Source organism: Photorhabdus luminescens subsp. luminescens, from assembly GCF_001083805.1.
Classification (GTDB): domain Bacteria; phylum Pseudomonadota; class Gammaproteobacteria; order Enterobacterales; family Enterobacteriaceae; genus Photorhabdus; species Photorhabdus luminescens.
The window spans coordinates 38,221-57,745 of record NZ_JXSK01000011.1 but is presented as its reverse complement, the minus strand read 5'-3'; the positions used below and the strand labels follow the sequence as shown (position 1 = coordinate 57,745).

The window sequence follows — 19,525 nt, the reverse complement described above, 5'->3', positions numbered from 1 at the left end:
GTTATCCACCGTTATTCACTTGAATTATTCGCCTTTCGCCGCTTTGAAAGCTTCAGCCATTGCATTGTTTGCAAAGTTTGCGTCTTCTTGTTTGTTCACAGAAGCGATAGCGTCTTTTTCGTCAGCTTCATCTTTAGCGCGAACAGACAGGTTGATAACGCGGTTTTTGCGATCAACACCAGTATATTTGGCTTCAACTGCATCACCCACATTCAGAACCAGAGTTGCATCTTCAACGCGGTCACGAGAAGCTTCTGATGCACGCAGGTAACCTTCAACGCCGTCAGCCAGTTCTACTGTCGCGCCTTTAGCATCAACCGCGGTCACTTTACCCGTCACAATAACACCTTTCTTGTTCACAGACAGGTAGTTATTAAATGGATCTTCCGCCAGTTGTTTGATGCCTAGAGAGATACGCTCACGTTCTGCATCAACTTGCAGAACAACAGCCGCGATTTCATCGCCTTTTTTGTATTCACGAACTGCTTCTTCTCCAGCAACGTTCCAGGAGATGTCAGACAGGTGAACCAGGCCATCAATGCCGCCATCCAGACCAATGAAGATACCGAAGTCAGTAATAGACTTGATCTTACCTTCAACACGGTCATTTTTGTTGTGAGTTTCAGCAAATAACTGCCAAGGGTTAGCTTTACACTGTTTCAGACCCAGGGAGATACGACGACGTTCTTCGTCGATATCCAGAACCATAACTTCCACAACGTCACCAACGTTAACCACTTTGGATGGGTGGATGTTTTTGTTGGTCCAGTCCATTTCTGAAACGTGTACCAGACCTTCAACGCCTTCTTCGATTTCTACGAAGCAGCCGTAATCAGTCAGGTTAGTTACGCGACCAGTCAGTTTAGTGCCTTCTGGATAACGCTTAGCGATTGCCACCCAAGGATCTTCGCCCAGTTGTTTCAGGCCCAGAGATACACGGGTACGCTCGCGGTCGAATTTCAGTACTTTAACTGCGATTTCATCGCCCACATTAACGATTTCACTTGGGTGTTTAACACGTTTCCAAGCCATATCAGTAATGTGCAGCAAGCCATCAACGCCGCCCAAATCAACAAATGCGCCGTAGTCAGTCAGGTTCTTAACGATACCTTTAACTTCCATACCTTCTTGCAGGTTTTCCAGCAGTTGATCACGTTCTGCACTGTTTTCAGATTCGATAACAGCACGACGAGAAACTACGACATTGTTGCGTTTCTGATCCAGTTTGATGACTTTAAACTCAAGCTCTTTACCTTCCAGGTGAGTTGTATCACGAACTGGACGAACATCAACCAGAGAACCAGGCAGGAATGCACGGATACCGTTCAGTTCAACAGTAAAACCGCCTTTCACTTTGCCGTTGATGATGCCGGTGACAGTTTCTGCATCTTCGTAAGCTTTTTCCAGCATCAGCCACGCTTCATGGCGTTTCGCTTTCTCACGAGACAGAACAGTTTCACCAAAACCATCTTCAACAGCGTCTAGCGCAACATCAATTTCATCACCAACCTGGATTTCCAGCTCACCCTGAACATTTTTAAACTGTTCTACAGGAATAGCGGATTCTGATTTCAGACCTGCATCAACTAATACAACGTCTTTATCAATAGCAACAACGATGCCGCGAACAATAGCACCTGGACGAGTTTCAATAGATTGCAGGGATTCTTCAAAGAGTTGAGCAAAAGATTCTGTCATGTTAATAATCTTCAAGATTTTAATTTAACGTCCATTTAGCTTCCCGCCGAATGGGGTTGTTTTACATGCCCCGCTACGATTCCTGTAACAGGGTTGTTTAGTTTGCGGAAAATTCTCTACCCGCGTACTCAATTTTTAGTACATCGTCACCAATTATAAGCTAAAAACTTAAAATCGTTCAGGTAATTGAAAGAATTTTTTTCGCATAATTTAGCGCCTTGTCGATAACTTCCTCAATAGACATACTGGTTGAATCCAATATTAATGCATCTTGAGCCGGCGCTAATGGCGCAACTGCCCGGTTACGATCGCGGTAATCACGCTCCTGTATCTCGGACAAAAGACATTCAAAGTTAACACTAAAGCCTTTTTCCTGCAACTGTAGCATACGTCTGCGCGCACGTTCTTCTGCGCTGGCATCAAGGAATATTTTCACCGGGGCATCAGAAAACACCACGGTTCCCATATCACGGCCATCGGCAATCAAGCCCGGCGCAACCCGAAAAGCACGCTGACGCCGTAACAACGCTTCACGAACCCGCGGGAAAGCAGCCGCCTGCGAGGCAGTATTACCGACCGTTTCAGTACGGATCTCATTACTGACATCCTCGCCTTCAAGCATCACACTGAGCTTTCCTTTGCCAGGGACAAAACGTACATCAAGATTAGCAGCCAGAGGAACTAACGCATCTTCAGACTGGATATCCACCTGATGATGAATCGCGGCCAGCGCCAATACTCGATAAATAGCGCCTGAATCAAGCAGTTGCCAGCCTAAAGCCTCTGCCAGCGCCTGGCATAACGTTCCTTTACCTGCGCCGCTTGGCCCATCAACAGTTATTACTGGGGCTATCGCCACCATTATTGTTCTCCTTTAGCATGGCAAGTTAATACGTCACCAGATGCTGAATATTTACTCAATAAAATAATCAATATCTGCCGTTTATTATATGCACTCACAGAGTGAACGAAATAAGCGCATGCCATGTAGATAGATTTTGATCAAAGAAATACGCTCTATTGAATCATAATAATCGATAATTATGACTTTCGCTGGCTTAATCTCTCCAATTGATTGAAATAATCGGGAAAGGTTTTCGCTGTACAACCTGGATCGAGAATGGTAACCGGTGTATCGGACAGCGCCACCAACGAAAAACACATCGCCATTCGGTGATCATTATAGGTACCAATTTCAGCAGGTAACAATCTTGGTGGCGGAGTGATGCGAATGTAATCAATCCCCTCTTCCACCTCTGCGCCGACTTTACGCAATTCCGTCGCCATCGCATGGAGCCGATCCGTCTCTTTTACCCGCCAGTTGTATATATTGCGAATGACGGTCTCCCCTGCGGCAAACAACGCAGTGGTGGCAATGGTCATAGCCGCATCAGGGATCTCATTCATATCCATATCAATGCCAGTGAGGGTGCCGCGTTCACATTCAACAAAATCATCACCCCAACGAATTTTCGCCCCCATTTTCTCCAATACATTGGCAAATTTGGTATCCCCTTGCAGGCTATGTTTACCAATTCCGGTCACCCGCACAGTGCCGCCTTTAATTGCTGCGGCCGCCAGAAAATAGGAAGCAGAAGAAGCATCGCCTTCAACCAAATAGTGCCCCGGAGAAATGTATTGCTGTCGGCCTTTAATATGAAAAATCTGATATTGATCGTGATTTACCGTAATACCAAAACTTTTCATCAATGCCAGAGTGATATCAATATAAGGTTTGGAAACCAACTCCCCCTGAATATGAATCTCAGAAGCATTTTCCGCCAATGGCGCAGCCATCAGCAATGCGGTCAGAAATTGGCTGGAAACACGGCCATCTACCGTCACTTTACCGCCAACAAAACCCCCTTTGATGTGTAGCGGCGGATAATTTTCTTGCTCCAGATAATCAATTTCTGCCCCCCCTTGACGCAAAGCATCCACCAGATGACCAATCGGACGCTCTTTCATCCGAGGTTCGCCGGTAACAACAACGTTATTTTCACCCAAGCATAACGCGGCGGTTAGGGGACGCATTGCTGTGCCGGCATTACCCAGAAACAGTTCTATCGGGCCTTTATGGGTAATCAACCCACCAATACCGTCAACTTCACAACGGGTACGATCATCAGATAAACGATAATTGACACCCAACGCAGCCAAGGCATTGAGCATATGGCGAATATCATCACTGTCCAACAAGTTAGTTAAGCAGGTAGTACCTTTGGCAAAAGCCGCTAGTAATAGCGCACGGTTAGAAACACTTTTTGACCCTGGCAGGTTAATAGTTCCACTAATGGAGGAAATAGGTTGTAGCATCAAGGATTGCATAAATAACAGGCTCTCCGATTCTCGGTTAGATTATTTTAATTATTGAGTCATTTTTACGTTTGAGGAAATATTTTTTACCTTAAATAGGCCGGGAACCATTGTTCCCGGTATACACAATTGGCAAATTAGCCGTTACGACGCTCAAAATCAGCCATAAAATCAACTAAAGCCTGAACCCCTTCTAACGGCATCGCATTATAAATGGAAGCACGCATACCACCGGAAATCCGGTGTCCTTTCAATGCCTGCAACCCTTGTGCATCAGCCTCTGCCAGAAATTTACTGTCCAGTGAGGCATCTGTCGTCTGGAACGGTACATTCATCAAGGAACGATTTTCAGGAGCAACCTGGTTGCGATAAAAATCACTGCTATCAATGGCACGATAAAGCAATTCAGCCTTAGCCCGGTTACGTTTTGCCATCTCTTGTACCCCGCCTTGCTCTTTCAACCATTTGAAGACCAAACCAGAGAGATACCAGGCAAACGTTGGCGGAGTGTTGAACATGGAGTCATTCTCTGCCAGAACAGCATAGTCCAAAATAGACGGGGTTTCTTTGCGAGCTTTGCCTAATAAATCTTCACGCACAATAACCAATGTAATACCCGCAGGACCAATATTTTTCTGCGCTCCCGCATAAATCATACCGTAACGGTTCACATCTAATGGCCCGGAAAGAATAGAAGAAGAGTAGTCGGCAATAATAACTTTATTATCATCAAAATCTGGCTGTTCATAAATGGCGATACCATCAATAGTTTCATTCGGGCAATAATGAACATAAGCCGCATCATCGCTCAATGACCATTCACGCATTGGCTTAACGCTTTTCAAACCATTAATTTCGGTTTTGATATTAATCACATTCGGCGTGCAGTATTTTTTTGCTTCTTTAACTGCACATGCAGCCCAATAACCGCCATCAATATAATCGGCTTTAACATTGTCACCCAGTAGGTTCATCGGGATAGCGGCAAATTGACCGCGGGCGCCGCCATGACAGAACAACACTTTATAGTTTTCAGGCACTGACAAGAGATCTCGCAGATCATTTTCAGCTTCCTTTGCTACCGCGATAAATTCCTTACCTCGGTGACTGATCTCCATAATTGAAGTCCCAATACCATTCCAGTTGCAGAGCTCCTGTTCAGCTCTACGCAATACTTCAACCGGTAACATAGCGGGACCAGAACTGAAATTATATACCTGATTCATTTACCTCACCTTATTCTGACGAAATAACAATGATTGATAACAATAAATAATCTGATATATCGGTTGTACCATTCCCATTTCATTGCTGCAATGGTTATTCAAACGTTGAACAAAACTATAGCAAAAATAACCAATAAACTTGTTCATTCTGCGCTATTACAGGTGAACTGCTTATTTTTTCCCTTTTTTATCTACAGCTATGAGAGGAAGGAATAATGTGAATGGTGAAAGAGATTCTGAACCACTGTAGAACAAACCCCGATCGTGTTCTTCGTTGAGTTGCATAACATCAAACATCGTGGAACTCATTCTGATCGTAGCAAAGAGCGGCGCCGTGCGAATGCACGTTCAAGTGCCGGAGTAGGTTCCAGTGGATTCAGCAATGCCTGCGCAAAACATTGCTGATCGATCAGAGACAAACGGAGTACCTCTGACTGCTCAATTGCGCGCTGCGCGGCATCCTGTGCAGCAGACACAACAAAATCAGTCATAGTACGTCCTTGAATTTCAGCGGCCCGTTTAATCAGGGCATGTAGATCAAGACTCATACGCGCCTCAAAACGCGCGGTGGAAGTAGCCATAATAGACCTCAATTAAAATTACCCGGCAAATTTCCGTACAAATATTACCTTAGCTACTTCTTGAACAGAATGCTACCTTCAATTGCTAGTTTTAATCAGCGCGTTCCCTCGCTTGATTCAAACCGGACTGCATTTGACACCCCCACACTCCAAATATTAAAGGGCCTTAACTACATTGGCTACTAAGAGCACATGATTACTAAACTTATATACCCTATGGATTTCAAGATGCATCGCGACAGCAAGGGAGTGAATCCCCGGGAGCATAGCAAACTATGTGACCGGAGTGAGCGAGTGCAGCCAACAAAGAGGCAACTTGAAAGATAACGGGTATACCAGATCGAAATCGCCACTGGGTTAATATTGTTCTGCACTTATCATTTGGGTTCAGAATTTAAATAAATAACTCTAATCAGAACTTTGAATAGTGGGTTCTTTATAAGCAACAATGATTCTAAATAAATTTTGTAAAGTAAAGTATATATCCTGGCTAAAAAGGATTTAAATATTAAGCAAATGAGAAAACTTTTCTCATATTATACGAAAGGTATTTTCGGAACGAAGAGGAGGAAATATCAGGGCGCACAATGCGCCCTGATATCTCGGAATTAACTTAATATTTCACAAACATTTCGTGAATTTTCATCGGATCACGTGTTTCAGTCAAAGCTAACTGTAAAAGTACTCTGGCCTTTTGCGGATTCAAGCGTTCAGAAGCGACAAAGCCATGCTTGCTATCATCCACTTCCGCATTTTGAGTAACATATCCTACCGGTACACGGCTTGCTCTTACGACCACAACTCCATCTTTAGCCGCCAGGGACAAAGTGTCGAAAATCGCCTTGTACATATTACCGTTGCCCACACCGGCGCTGACAATACCTTGGTAACCCGCGCTCAGAAACGCTTTCGCCGGCAGATCGGACGCATTGGCATAGTTATAAACAATACCTACTTTCGGCAGTTTATCGAGTTTACTGACATCAAAAATAGCTTTATTAGCTCTCGGTTTCGCATCAGCGTAATAATTGACTTTGCCATTATGAACAAAGCCCTCGGCACCAGCATTAATTGGCTGGAATGCCTGAACTTCGGTGGTGCTCATTTTCACCACAGTGCGCCCACTAATAACCGCATCATTCATTGCCATCAACACACCACGTTTGGCAGATGCTTGATCACCGGCAACAACCACAGCGTTATAAAGATTTAACGGGCCATCGGCGCCAAGCGCTGTAGATGGACGCATCGCTCCAACCATGACAATCGGTTTCTGGCAATGGGTAGTCAGATCGAGGAAATAAGCAGTTTCTTCCATTGTGTCAGTACCGTGGGTGATAACAAAACCATCGGTCTTATCACAACCAGCGTTGATTCTTTTCGCCAAGGTCAACCATACCTGATCATTCATATCTTGCGAACCAATACTCACCACCTGCTCACCTTTCAGGTTGGCGATATTTTTGATCTCAGGAACAGCATTGACTAATTCATCAATAGCAACCCTTCCGGCAACATAGCTGGACTGGGTTGCAGACTTCCCACCACCCGCAATCGTCCCTCCCGTCGCCAAAAGTGTAATATTTGGTAAAGCAAAAGCAGAACCACTAATTAATGCCAATAAACTGGCTAAAGCTGTGTGTTTCATCTTTTTCATGCTTCTTCCTTAATAAAAAATATCCTGTTAGATTATGGATGATGATAACAATAAATCTGTGATACATACCAGACTTTAGCTACTGAAAAAAAACTCGTATGATGAGCGCCCCATAACGAGCATTCATAAGTGAATACCATGACGCAAACCTTTATTCCCGGCAAAGACGCCGCATTGGAAGATTCAATCAACCGTTTTCAGCAAAAACTGCAACACCTTGGTTTTAATATCGAAGAAGCTTCATGGCTGAATCCGGTTCCTAATGTTTGGTCAGTTCATATCCGTGACCGCGATTGTCCTCTCTGTTTTACCAATGGCAAAGGCGCCAGCAAGAAAGCCGCTTTAGCCTCTGCTTTAGGGGAGTATTTTGAACGCCTGTCAACTAACTATTTTTTTGCTGACTTCTATTTAGGAGAAGCTATCGCGAACGGTGATTTTGTCCATTATCCCAATGAAAAATGGTTTGCTTTACCGGATGATGATTCTCTACCAGAAGGCATTCTGGACGACCGGTTACACCAATTTTATAATCCTGAAAATGAGTTATGCGCCAGTCAGTTAGTTGATTTGCAATCAGGTAATGAAGAGCGTGGTATCTGCTCACTACCGTTTACTCGTCAATCTGATCATCATACCGTCTATATTCCGATGAATATTATTGGCAATCTTTATGTTTCCAATGGTATGTCAGCCGGCAACACGATGAATGAAGCCAGAGTTCAGGGACTATCCGAAGTTTTTGAACGTTATGTGAAGAATCGTATTATCGCTGAAGGCATCAGCCTGCCAGAAATTCCCCAAGAAGTGATGAATCGTTATCCTGGTGTTGTCGCCGCAGTCAGCAAATTACAGGATGAAGGTTTCCCACTCTATTGTTATGACGCCTCCCTCGGTGGGCAGTTCCCGGTTATTTGTGTGGTGCTGTTTAATCCTAATAACGGGACTTGTTTCGCCTCTTTTGGCGCACATCCTGAATTTGGCGTAGCGTTGGAACGTACTGTGACCGAGTTATTACAGGGTCGTAGTTTGAAAGATCTGGATGTATTTAATGCGCCGACTTTCGATAATGAAGAAGTGGCGGAACATACCAATCTGGAGACTCACTTTATTGATTCAAGCGGTTTAATCAGTTGGGATTTGTTTAAACAAGATGCTGATTATGCGTTCGCTGACTGGAATTTCAGCGGCACAACCGAAGAAGAGTTCGCCACTTTGATGGCAATCTTCAAACAATTGGATGCCGAAGTTTATATTGCTGACTATGAGCACCTTGGTGTTTATGCCTGCCGTATTTTGGTTCCGGGGATGTCTGATATTTATCCTGTAGAAGATTTACATCTTGCTAATAACACGATGGGAACCCATCTGCGGGAAACTTTATTAGCGTTGCCGGATAGCCAATGGCAAGCCGAAGAATATCTGGCGCTGATTGAGCAATTAGATGAAGAAGGTTTAGATGATTTTACCCGTGTCCGTGAATTACTTGGCATTGCTGTAGGTAAAGATAATGGTTGGAGCAATTTACGTATTGGTGAATTGAAATCCATGTTGGCACTGGCTGGCGATGATTTGGAACAGGCTTTAATTTGGGTAGAATGGACCCAAGATTTTAATTCCTCAGTCTTTACCACCGAACGCGCTAATTATTATCGTTGTTTGCAAACACTGCTTTTACTTGCTCTGGAAGCAGATAAAGAGCCTGCACAATATTATCAAGCATTCGTAAAAATGTACGGGCAAAATGCTGTTGAAGCAGCATCAGCCGCTATTTCTGGCGAACACTGTTTTTATGGCCTGTGGTCAGTTGATTCAGATTTAAAATCACTGCCCGCGCATCAGGCTTTATTAGCCGCTTACGAGAAGCTGCAAAAAGCAAAACGCGATTTCTGGAACGCAGAATAAAATTGTAGAAAAGACAATTCATAATTAAAAGTAAAATTCAGGTTAAATTAAATTTATTTTCAACAACAAATAAACAACAATTTAGCCTGTAATTTTACTTAATCAAGCTTCCTACTAATAGGTAAATAAAAAAATATTATAATTTTTAAAAAATTTTTATTTCATTAAGATCAATAAATTAACTGTAATTTTCACCATTCTCATTCGCTAAAACAGCGTCTACTTTCAGAGGATTATGATCTATATCAAATTTTCCTCTTTAAGCCTTTGTTACTATCGTTACGTACCGTAACTTATTAATGATAAAGAGAATGTTGGTATGAAAGCTGACACCCCCTTTAACCTATTACCACCTGCGGTAATGACACAAATCGCCAATGACATTGGTGTTTATAAAACGACTAAACCTGTTGCCATTACCTATCTGTCAGCAATAACTGCCGGGGTTTTTATCTCCATTGCATTTGTCTTTTATATTACCGCGACGACAGGAACTGCATCTGTCCCTTATGGGCTAACTAAATTAGTTGGCGGCATCTGTTTCTCCCTTGGATTAATGTTAGTCGTCGTGTGTGGCGCAGATTTATTTACTTCCACTGTGCTAACAATTATTTCCAAAGCAACCGGGCGTATAACCTGGTACCAAATGATTAAAAACTGGATTAACGTTTATCTCGGTAATTTGATTGGCGCGCTATTTTTCGTCGCCATTATCTGGTTTGCCGGTCAATATCGTGTTGCCGACGGATTGTGGGGCTTGAATGTCTTGCAAACAGCAAACCATAAAATGCACCACTCTTTTATTGAAGCGCTATTTTTAGGCATTCTCGCCAATTTAATGGTTTGCCTCGCTGTTTGGATGAGTTATGCCGGACGTAGTTTAATGGATAAAATATTTGCCATGATTTTGCCAGTAAGTATGTTTGTTGCCAGCGGCTTTGAGCACAGTATTGCGAATATGTTTTTAATCCCGCTTGGCATTGTTATTAAGCACCTCGCACCAACTGAATTCTGGATTAACGTCGGTGCGACACCTGAGCAATTTTCCCAACTCACCATTTCACACTTTATTACTGACAATTTAATTCCAGTCACTATTGGTAATATTATCGGGGGCGCTGTTTTGGTGGGTTTAACTTATTGGTCAATTTATCTTCGTAGTGAGCAAAAACATTAATTCGCTCTCTTAATTAATTTCTCAAAAGTTCAATTATTACAAAATTACAAAGGTAGAAGTATCATGGCTGAATTAAATAAAAAATTCTCTATAGCATGGCAATATTTTAACCAGGGGGATTGGCAGAATGAAGTCAACATTCGTGACTTCATCCAAAAAAACTATACGCCATATGAGGGTGATGAATCTTTCCTGGCAGGTTCGACAAAGGCGACTGATACCTTATGGGAAAAAGTCATGGAAGGTGTCAAAATCGAAAACCGCACTCACGCACCCGTTGATTTTGATACTGATGTTGCTGCTACTATTACCTCCCACGATGCAGGTTATATCGAAAAAGATCTGGAAACTATTGTTGGCCTGCAAACAGAAGCCCCATTAAAACGTGCGCTGATCCCATTTGGCGGCATCAAAATGGTGGAAGGCTCATGTAAAGTTTATGGTCGTGAACTCGATCCTAAATTGAAACAGATTTTCACTGAATACCGCAAAACGCATAATCAGGGCGTTTTCGATGTTTACACGCCAGATATTCTGAAATGCCGAAAATCTGGCGTTCTGACAGGTCTGCCTGATGCCTATGGCCGTGGTCGCATTATTGGCGACTACCGTCGCGTTGCGGTATACGGCATCGATTTCTTGCGTGAGGATAAATTAGCTCAGTTCAATTCATTGCAGGAAAAACTGGAAAACGGTGAAGATCTGGCAATGACGATTCAACTGCGTGAAGAGATCGCTGAACAGCACCGAGCTCTAGGCCAGATTAAAGAGATGGCGGCTAAATATGGCTACGATATTTCTGGCCCCGCCACTGACGCTAAGGAAGCGATACAGTGGACTTATTTCGCTTATCTGGCGGCGGTTAAATCTCAAAATGGCGCTGCGATGTCCTTCGGTCGCGTATCCAGTTTCCTGGATATCTACATTGAACGTGATCTGAAAGCGGGTAAGCTGACAGAAGTTGAAGCACAGGAGTTGATTGACCATCTAGTGATGAAACTGCGTATGGTCCGTTTCCTGCGTACCCCTGAATATGATGAATTGTTCTCCGGTGACCCAATCTGGGCAACAGAATCGCTGGCAGGTATGGGGCTGGATGGCCGCACACTGGTGACTAAAAACAGTTTCCGTTTCCTGAACACCCTATACACGATGGGACCATCACCAGAACCCAACATGACCATCCTGTGGTCCGAAAAACTGCCGATAAATTTCAAAAAATTCGCGGCGAAAGTTTCCATCGACACCTCATCTTTACAGTATGAGAACGATGATCTGATGCGCCCTGACTTCAACAACGATGACTACGCTATTGCTTGTTGTGTCAGCCCGATGATTGTGGGTAAACAGATGCAATTCTTCGGCGCCCGCGCGAATCTGGCTAAAACTATGCTGTACGCCATTAACGGTGGCGTGGATGAAAAGCTGAAAATGCAGGTTGGCCCGAAAGAAGAGCCTATAAAAGATGCAGTACTGGATTACGACAAGGTGATGGCCCGCATGGACCACTTTATGGATTGGCTGGCAAAACAGTATGTTACCGCACTAAACATCATTCACTATATGCATGATAAATATAGCTATGAAGCTGCACTGATGGCGCTGCACGACCGTGATGTTTACCGTACTATGGCCTGTGGCATTGCCGGTTTGTCTGTCGCTGCTGACTCATTGTCTGCCATTAAATATGCCAAAGTGACGCCAATCCGTGACGAAAACGGTTTGGCTGTTGATTTCAAGATTGAAGGTGAATATCCACAGTTTGGCAACAACGACTCACGCGTCGATGATATCGCCTGTGATCTGGTTGAACGTTTCATGAAAAAAATCCAGAAACTAAATACTTATCGTAACGCGGTACCGACACAATCCGTTCTGACCATCACTTCTAACGTAGTATATGGTAAAAAAACCGGCAACACCCCTGACGGACGTCGCGCTGGCGCGCCATTTGGACCCGGGGCCAATCCAATGCATGGCCGCGATCAAAAAGGTGCCGTCGCCTCTTTAACTTCTGTGGCTAAACTGCCCTTCGCCTATGCAAAAGATGGTATCTCTTACACCTTCTCTATCGTACCAAACGCATTAGGCAAAGATGATGAAACACGCAAAACTAACCTGGCTGGTTTGCTGGATGGTTATTTCCACCATGAAGCAGAAACTGAAGGTGGTCAGCATCTGAATGTCAACGTGATGAATCGTGACATGCTGCTTGATGCCATGGAAAACCCGGAGAAATACCCTCAGCTCACCATCCGGGTATCGGGTTATGCTGTGCGTTTCAACTCATTGACTAAAGAGCAACAACAGGATGTGATCACCCGTACCTTCACCCAATCTATGTAATAATTTGTTAGCAAAGGCCCTGAATTCTGGGGTCTTTATTCATTTATCCTGTCAGTTTTGGAGCAAACCTGTTATGTCGGTACTTGGTCGTATCCACTCTTTCGAATCCTGTGGCACTGTTGATGGCCCCGGTATCCGGTTTATTGTCTTCTTTCAAGGTTGCCTGATGCGCTGTCTCTATTGCCATAACCGCGATACATGGGATACTCACGGCGGCAAAGACGTAACTGTTGAAGAGTTGATAAAAGAAGCGACAACCTATCGTCATTTTATGAACGCCTCCGGTGGAGGGGTTACTGCATCGGGTGGCGAAGCCGTTCTACAAGCTGAATTTGTACGTGACTGGTTCCGAGCCTGTCGTGCCGAAGGTATTCATACTTGTCTTGATACTAATGGATTTGTCCGCCGCTATGTTCCGGTTATTGATGAATTGATGGATGCAACAGATCTCGTTATGCTCGATTTGAAGCAACTTAACGATGAAATCCATCAAAAATTAGTCGGTGTTTCCAATCACCGCACTTTGGAATTTGCCCGCTATCTGGCTAAACGTAATCAGAAAACCTGGATTCGTTACGTTGTGGTTCCAGGTTGGTCCGATGATAATGAATCCGCTCATAGGCTAGGTGAATTTACCAAGGATATGCGAAATATTGAAAAAATCGAGCTTCTGCCTTATCACGAACTCGGTAAACATAAATGGACGACTATGGGGGAAGAATATCAATTGGAAGGTGTGAAACCGCCGGCAAAAGAGACAATGGAGAGAGTGAAAAACATTTTGGAAAGCTATGGTCATAAGGTTATCTATTAATTAAATTATTTAACTTCTATCTCTGAAATAACATTTGAAAACAACAGGAAAAAACCATCCTAAATATCAAACTCTGGCTTGCCAGGATAAAACTGCACGCGCAAGTAGATATAGTATTTGTGATGAAAGGGTTTAACTTCATATTAAGCAGAGATCGCAATAGAAGCGATGAATATTATTCAACAATGGGGAAATCTTGAGGTTAAGCCAATAAACAAGTCAATATATGATTCATATGAAGAGTAAAATATTAAGGTATAAATCATTTATATCTTCTCATAAAGAGAAACGACTTATAGATTAACTTCACGGATAATAAAGAATATGCGATAGGAATAATGACTACTATAAACATTAAGGTTTTGACGAAACAGAACGAGTCATTTGTTTCCGCAAACAACTCACTTAATCGCGTTCCCCATGCTCTTAGGGTCCCTATAAAGCTGCTTCCGTCTGATAGATTTCAGTTTCGCCGGGCAAACGTAAAAGTTCCCTGTATAGCCATCACCTCAAATAAAGACAAAAATGCCGATCTTGAATATCGGCATTTTGCTGTGAAAAAGAAGATTAATTTAATGCTTTAATGTTTCAATTTTATCCCGGCTCAGTCCGGTACTGGTGACAATAATGTCCAAACTCACGCCATGCCGCAATAAGGCACGAGCCGTTTCCAGTTTACCTTCCTCTCTACCTTCTGTTCGGCCTTGCTCAATACCTTCCTCCCGGCCTAACTCAATACCTTGCTTGATACCTTGCTCGCGCCCTTTTTGTTCAAGCTGTTCTGCAATAGTCATCAACATCGTTTCATGCTCCGGAGATTGTTGCTTCAGTCTGACCGGTTTCAGCTTCGCTGGGTAAACATAAAAGTCCCCTGTATAACCATCACCTTGAATAAGAACAAAAATGCCGATTTTGAATATCGGCGCTTTGCTGTGAAAAAGAAGATTAATTTAATGCTTTAATGTTTCAATTTTATCCCGGCTCAGTCCGGTACTGGTGACAATAATGTCCAAACTCACGCCATGCCGTAATAAGGCACGAGCCGTTTCCAGTTTACCTTCCTCTCTACCTTCTGTTCGACCTTCCTCTCTACCTTCCTCTCTACCTTCCTCTCGGCCTAACTCAATACCTTCTTCTCGGCCTTGCTCAATACCTTGCTCAATACCTTGCTTGATACCTTGCTCGCGCCCTTTTTGTTCAAGCTGTTCTGCAATAGTCATCAACATTGTTTCATGCTCCGGAGATTGTTCAATCATTTGATGGACAAATTGGGAGAGATCCAGCGTATGTCCATTCAGTAAAATATAGCTTAACACAACATTGCGCTGCTCGGTTGTATTATACCCTGCATTCAAGAGTTCCACCAATTGGGGGACCCATTCCAGCATATCCCGACAGCGGATGTGTTTTTGCACCAGCTCCATCAGGGCAACGCCTTTATGTGTCAGGATTTCTTCATCGCTGAGCACACTGACGTCCACCAACGGAAACGCCTGACGGTATAAGCGAGCAGCCTGTTCAGGAAGCGTAAAACAATCCAGCCACCGGTTTGAGTAAGGATAAGGTCGAACCTCGCCATGATAAAACAGCAGAGGCGCCACCAAAGGGAGTTCAGTATGGCCTTTTTTCAGGTGAGCCGCCATCGCTGACATGGCATAATACATCAATCGCCAGGCCATCAACGGGTCAGGGGTGGACTGATGTTCAATCAGACAATAGATATAACCTCGTCCCTGGGTTGTTTCAACCGAATATAGCACATCACTGTGCAGTTGACGTAAATGCCGGTCCACAAAACTGCCGGGTTCCAGTTTCAATGTGGCTAAATCGCACAACGACTGGACCTCTTCGGGCAGATAAAGGGATAAAAATTCCCTGGCCGTTTCAGGCTGCGTTAAAAAATGTTTGAATAAGGCATCATGATGAGGCCGTTTTTCTTTCTTTGCCACAATTTGTTTCTCTATCTTATCAGTTAGTCATCGCCACTCATTGTCAACGCTATAATATCTCTAGAAAACCCGCAACCAAGTTACAAAAAACATCTTCCCAGATTTTCTCAGGAAAATCTTTACCGAATGCATTAATATAAGAACCTAAAAACTCAAATACCAGAAAATAAAAAACGAGGAAACATTATATTTACAATAACTATTCTATGAATAGCCGTTCATTTAAATGAGTTTTTAATTTCCATTCATACAATAATAACAACCTTATTTAGCGTGGATCATTCAACGCTGAAAGATCATCATAAGGTAATAGAAGGAATTCACCGAAATTATTCCAATACACAATTTTTGCATTTCCCGCAGCAACACCATGATACATGGCAGGACGCACTATCTGTGAGTTATTACCACTAAAATGAGTTACTTGATCAATGAAATTATCTATTGGATTGATTGTATCCTAAAATATCTCATTAATTACCGGACGGAAATTTTTTGCTTCTTCTATATATTGACAGGTATCTTTTTCAATATGAGATCCCCCAATAAAATACCCCTCAGCACCCTCAATACCTCCACTATAACGGGGAGCGTGAGCTGGAGAACGCCAAAAATTCTCAATTATTTTCTTTCTTTGTTCTGATGGAAGAAAATTACGAACCCGACAAGCCGCAAGGTGACCATCCAAAAAATCAGAAACCGCATCCATTGATATATCGTTCAACATTTCATATACAATACATTCTGATTCTGCCAGCTTTATTCCTCTAATGCCGGATCTTTCTTGCATTATAACAGACTCCCCGCCTGTCAACTTTCAATGAAAATTTTCATTCGCTACTTTCTTTAAATACATTTCATCAGCTACTTGCACTACTATATCTTGATAGAGCTTTAAGCCAGAGGTATCGGGTGAAAAATAACGCCCCTAATGCATATATAAAAGCCATAGCTAACGTGCCGAAATCAAGCATGCCCAAAGCAGCTTGCACAGGTACATTACTTACGAAAGCAATTGGTAATATGAAACTCAGAACAAATCGCATAGCCCCAGGATAAGCACTAACAGGGAATCGCCCTATATCCATAAGAGAATAGCAAATAATCCACACATCAGAAACTTTAGTGAACCAAAAGGCAATGAGATTTGAACACATAAACAGAGAATAGAAAATACATGTGCCCAATAATAGCGCCAGATTAAACTGCACAAAGTTTGAAAATATCAAGGCATCTTGTTGATGCATAGACACCAAAACAACTATATAGCCAACGACAAAATTTGCACCATCCCATACATTAAAACGATGAAATGTAATAAAAAACTGATGGTCGATAGGACGAATGAGCATAAAATCCAAATCGCCTCGCCTAATGTATTCCGATAAGGAATGGATACTTGGAAATAACCAGCTATCGATTAGCGATTCGATGATCAGAGTTACACCAAGCAAAGCAACCATTTGATTGAAACTCCATCCTCCCACTTGAGATACTTGACCAAAGAATCCCGTCAGAACAAGTAAAGCCAATAGACAAGCAAGGGAGGAATTAATCAAATTAACCAAAGCATTTAGCCGAAATTCAAGTTCTAAGACGAAAGAATTCCTTATCAATACCAACAATAGCAAACCGTATCGCATTTAATTAGACTCCTGAGGCGGTATATCTCTTTAATCCTATCGACCATAGCAAAGCACGAATTAACATGAGCGCTATAACCCAAAATAACTGTATTAAGATGCCTATTAATAACTCATTATGATCTAATTTTCCTAATATTATTTGTACTGGGAAATCCAATGCCGATGCAAAAGGCAAAACTTTTAATAATCCTGCAATACCAGGCGGATATAAATCAAGAGGAATAAGCGATCCCCCAAGTATCGTATAAAGCGCCCAAAGCAATGGGTCAAACGCCATTGCGTTATTAATCCAAAAAGCCAACAAACCTAGACAATAATAAAGATGGAAAATGATAATCCAAGCAAGCATGAGTGAGGGCAAAAAAACCAAAAAGTTCCAGATATCCAAGCGTTGCAAATTACCACTTAAAACAATACCAGAAATAAAAACCACTAATATAATCGGTCCTCGGACAATCATTTGTCCTACGTGATCCGCAATATAGCAATAGAGGGGAGGTACAGGGCGTAATAATAGCATAGAAAGCTCCCCTCGGCGGATATCACTATCCAAGCATTGCATTACCCAAATAGTCGTCAACTGACGTACCAGATAAATGGCAAGGAAATAAACCGCAAAATCGCTGGACGTATAGCCTCCAATAGCCCCCCCTTTTACCAGACTAAGCCAAACTAACATCACAGCGATGGGCATCACACCACCAATCATCCAAACCATCGACTGCGCTCTATATATAATCGCCTGTGAGAAGGATTGGCCGATAAGCACCTTCCATAACTGTAGGGTCCGCTTAAAGCACTTAAACATTAGACTCACCATTTGAAGTCAAGTATCTCTCCAACACACGATCTATCGATTCATCATGGATCGAGATATCAAGAACAACTCGTTCCGACATCAATCTTGTCATTGCAGAAGATAGCGCGTCACGCTCTACCATCAATTCAATATCGTGACCGTCATAAAATAACAAGCCAGGTAACGAACTCAGTTCCGATCGAATTGGACCTGAAAGACTCGCCTTTACAATCTTTCTAGGCGAACGCTTCGTAATCAAATGCGAAAGCTGGCCATCATAAACAATCTCCCCTGAATTGATAATAATGACACGTCGTGCAAGTGCTTCTACATCTGCCATATAGTGAGAAGTTAACAGGATTGTTGCTTTGTGAGTCTGATTATAGTGCAGGATAAATTCACGGACGACGCGCTGCATATTTACATCTAGCCCAATAGTCGGTTCATCTAAAAACAGAACCTTTGGCTTATGTAACAATGACAAAGCCAATTCACATTTCATGCGCTCACCAAGAGACAAGTTACGAACTGGCCGGTTAATTACTGAACCAATAGAAAGCAATTCAACAAGTTCTTCACGACATCTGGAAAATTCATCATCGTCGAGATCATAAATAACCTTGTTGAGTATAAAGGAATCATTAGGCGTAAGATCCCAAGCAAGTTGCTGTTTCTGCCCAGCCACAAATGATATTGACTTTAAATATTCATTCCTACGTTTATAAGGGGTATGCCCTAAGACATTAATATCCCCCGAAGAAGGCTGAATGATGCCAACCAACATTTTCATAGTCGTTGTTTTCCCTGCTCCATTCGCACCAAGAAAACCAATAACTTCTCCTTCTTCGACAGAGAAACTAATCGCCTTCACCGCCTGTACTACTGCATAGTCTCTCTTAACAAATGATTTTAAACTACCTAACAGACCCGGGCTTTTAGTATAGATACTGTAGGATTTGCTCAAATTTCTTACTTGAATAATGCTCATAGGAACCCACTTACAGAATTGTTTAAGTAACTGTTTCGCAATTCAAACACAGAGAAATAATTTATTCTTCTGGAATATAAATGGACCGTTGCTGTTCTTAACATCATAAGCACTCCTTGATAAAATATATAAATATTAATAGATTAAACGGGAGATTTAATTAATAAATTAATTAAATAGCCAACTTAATTTACCCTATTAACTCCCTTAATAAAAGAGTGATTTATTAACTTTAGTTGAAAGAAAAGCATGATTGCTCCTTATCTCTCCGCTTAAATCTTAAATACAAGACAGCCCAAACGGTGATACTATTATTATTAAATATAAAATAAAAACACATTTAGGAAAAAATAAAGAACTGTTATTTATCGATCCTGCGTCTAAAACACACTAAAAAAATCCCCTTACAAGTAAAAATAAACCTTG

The 19,525-nt window shown here is 42.4% G+C and carries 15 protein-coding genes and 1 pseudogene; 4 read left to right on the top strand and 12 right to left on the bottom strand.

Annotated elements, in window-relative coordinates:
* Window positions 1-24: 24 nt before the first annotated feature.
* From rpsA to ansB, 6 genes are all read right to left on the bottom strand, one after another.
* A complete protein-coding gene (gene rpsA, locus TI10_RS20800; protein ID WP_049585239.1) occupies window positions 25-1,698 on the bottom strand; it encodes a 30S ribosomal protein S1 in 1,674 nt (557 codons plus the stop codon).
* A gap of 178 nt (window positions 1,699-1,876) precedes the next feature.
* Window positions 1,877-2,560, bottom strand: a complete 684-nt coding sequence (cmk, locus tag TI10_RS20795; RefSeq protein ID WP_049585238.1) for a (d)CMP kinase — start codon at window positions 2,558-2,560, stop codon at window positions 1,877-1,879.
* A 179-nt stretch (window positions 2,561-2,739) separates the two neighbouring features.
* A complete protein-coding gene (aroA, locus tag TI10_RS20790) occupies window positions 2,740-4,026 on the bottom strand; it encodes a 3-phosphoshikimate 1-carboxyvinyltransferase (RefSeq protein WP_049585237.1) in 1,287 nt (428 codons plus the stop codon).
* A gap of 125 nt (window positions 4,027-4,151) precedes the next feature.
* Window positions 4,152-5,240 (bottom strand): 3-phosphoserine/phosphohydroxythreonine transaminase, encoded by a 1,089-nt coding sequence (serC, locus tag TI10_RS20785; RefSeq protein WP_049585236.1) that lies wholly within the window; start codon window positions 5,238-5,240, stop codon window positions 4,152-4,154.
* A 305-nt stretch (window positions 5,241-5,545) separates the two neighbouring features.
* Entirely contained in the window at window positions 5,546-5,821 is a 276-nt protein-coding gene (locus TI10_RS20780; RefSeq protein WP_049585235.1) for a type II toxin-antitoxin system TacA family antitoxin, read from the bottom strand.
* 613 nt (window positions 5,822-6,434) lie between these two features.
* Window positions 6,435-7,478 (bottom strand): L-asparaginase 2, encoded by a 1,044-nt coding sequence (ansB, locus tag TI10_RS20775; protein ID WP_049585234.1) that lies wholly within the window; start codon window positions 7,476-7,478, stop codon window positions 6,435-6,437.
* Between the two features lie 138 nt (window positions 7,479-7,616).
* On the opposite strand from ansB, the gene ycaO reads away from it, so the two are divergent.
* From ycaO to pflA, 4 genes are all read left to right on the top strand, one after another.
* Window positions 7,617-9,380 (top strand): 30S ribosomal protein S12 methylthiotransferase accessory factor YcaO, encoded by a 1,764-nt coding sequence (gene ycaO / locus TI10_RS20770; protein ID WP_049585233.1) that lies wholly within the window; start codon window positions 7,617-7,619, stop codon window positions 9,378-9,380.
* Window positions 9,381-9,699: 319 nt separating this feature from the next.
* Window positions 9,700-10,557 carry a formate transporter FocA gene (gene focA, locus TI10_RS25300; RefSeq protein WP_049585232.1) on the top strand — a complete coding sequence of 286 codons (858 nt, stop codon included), beginning with the start codon at window positions 9,700-9,702 and terminating at the stop codon, window positions 10,555-10,557.
* A gap of 63 nt (window positions 10,558-10,620) precedes the next feature.
* Window positions 10,621-12,903, top strand: a complete 2,283-nt coding sequence (gene pflB, locus TI10_RS20760) for a formate C-acetyltransferase (RefSeq protein WP_049585231.1) — start codon at window positions 10,621-10,623, stop codon at window positions 12,901-12,903.
* A 73-nt stretch (window positions 12,904-12,976) separates the two neighbouring features.
* Window positions 12,977-13,717 (top strand): pyruvate formate lyase 1-activating protein, encoded by a 741-nt coding sequence (gene pflA, locus TI10_RS20755; RefSeq protein WP_049585230.1) that lies wholly within the window; start codon window positions 12,977-12,979, stop codon window positions 13,715-13,717.
* A 572-nt stretch (window positions 13,718-14,289) separates the two neighbouring features.
* Here pflA and TI10_RS20745 read toward each other — a convergent pair.
* The 6 genes and pseudogenes from TI10_RS20745 to TI10_RS20720 form a co-directional block, all read right to left on the bottom strand.
* Window positions 14,290-14,550: pseudogene (locus tag TI10_RS20745) on the bottom strand (ISNCY family transposase); the annotation flags it as partial.
* Between the two features lie 117 nt (window positions 14,551-14,667).
* Window positions 14,668-15,666 (bottom strand): Rpn family recombination-promoting nuclease/putative transposase, encoded by a 999-nt coding sequence (locus tag TI10_RS20740; RefSeq protein ID WP_049585227.1) that lies wholly within the window; start codon window positions 15,664-15,666, stop codon window positions 14,668-14,670.
* 460 nt (window positions 15,667-16,126) lie between these two features.
* The gene (locus TI10_RS26260) at window positions 16,127-16,456 is read right to left on the bottom strand and encodes a hypothetical protein (RefSeq protein WP_074524992.1); all 330 of its coding nucleotides are present in this window, start codon (window positions 16,454-16,456) and stop codon (window positions 16,127-16,129) included.
* 70 nt (window positions 16,457-16,526) lie between these two features.
* Complete coding sequence (locus TI10_RS20730; RefSeq protein WP_049585226.1) at window positions 16,527-17,309, bottom strand: ABC transporter permease; 783 nt, start codon at window positions 17,307-17,309, stop codon at window positions 16,527-16,529.
* Window positions 17,310-17,313: 4 nt separating this feature from the next.
* Window positions 17,314-18,030, bottom strand: coding sequence for an ABC transporter permease (locus TI10_RS20725; protein ID WP_244161676.1), 717 nt, complete (start codon window positions 18,028-18,030; stop codon window positions 17,314-17,316).
* Between the two features lie 82 nt (window positions 18,031-18,112).
* The gene (locus tag TI10_RS20720; RefSeq protein ID WP_049585224.1) at window positions 18,113-19,099 is read right to left on the bottom strand and encodes an ABC transporter ATP-binding protein; all 987 of its coding nucleotides are present in this window, start codon (window positions 19,097-19,099) and stop codon (window positions 18,113-18,115) included.
* Window positions 19,100-19,525: the final 426 nt, after the last annotated feature.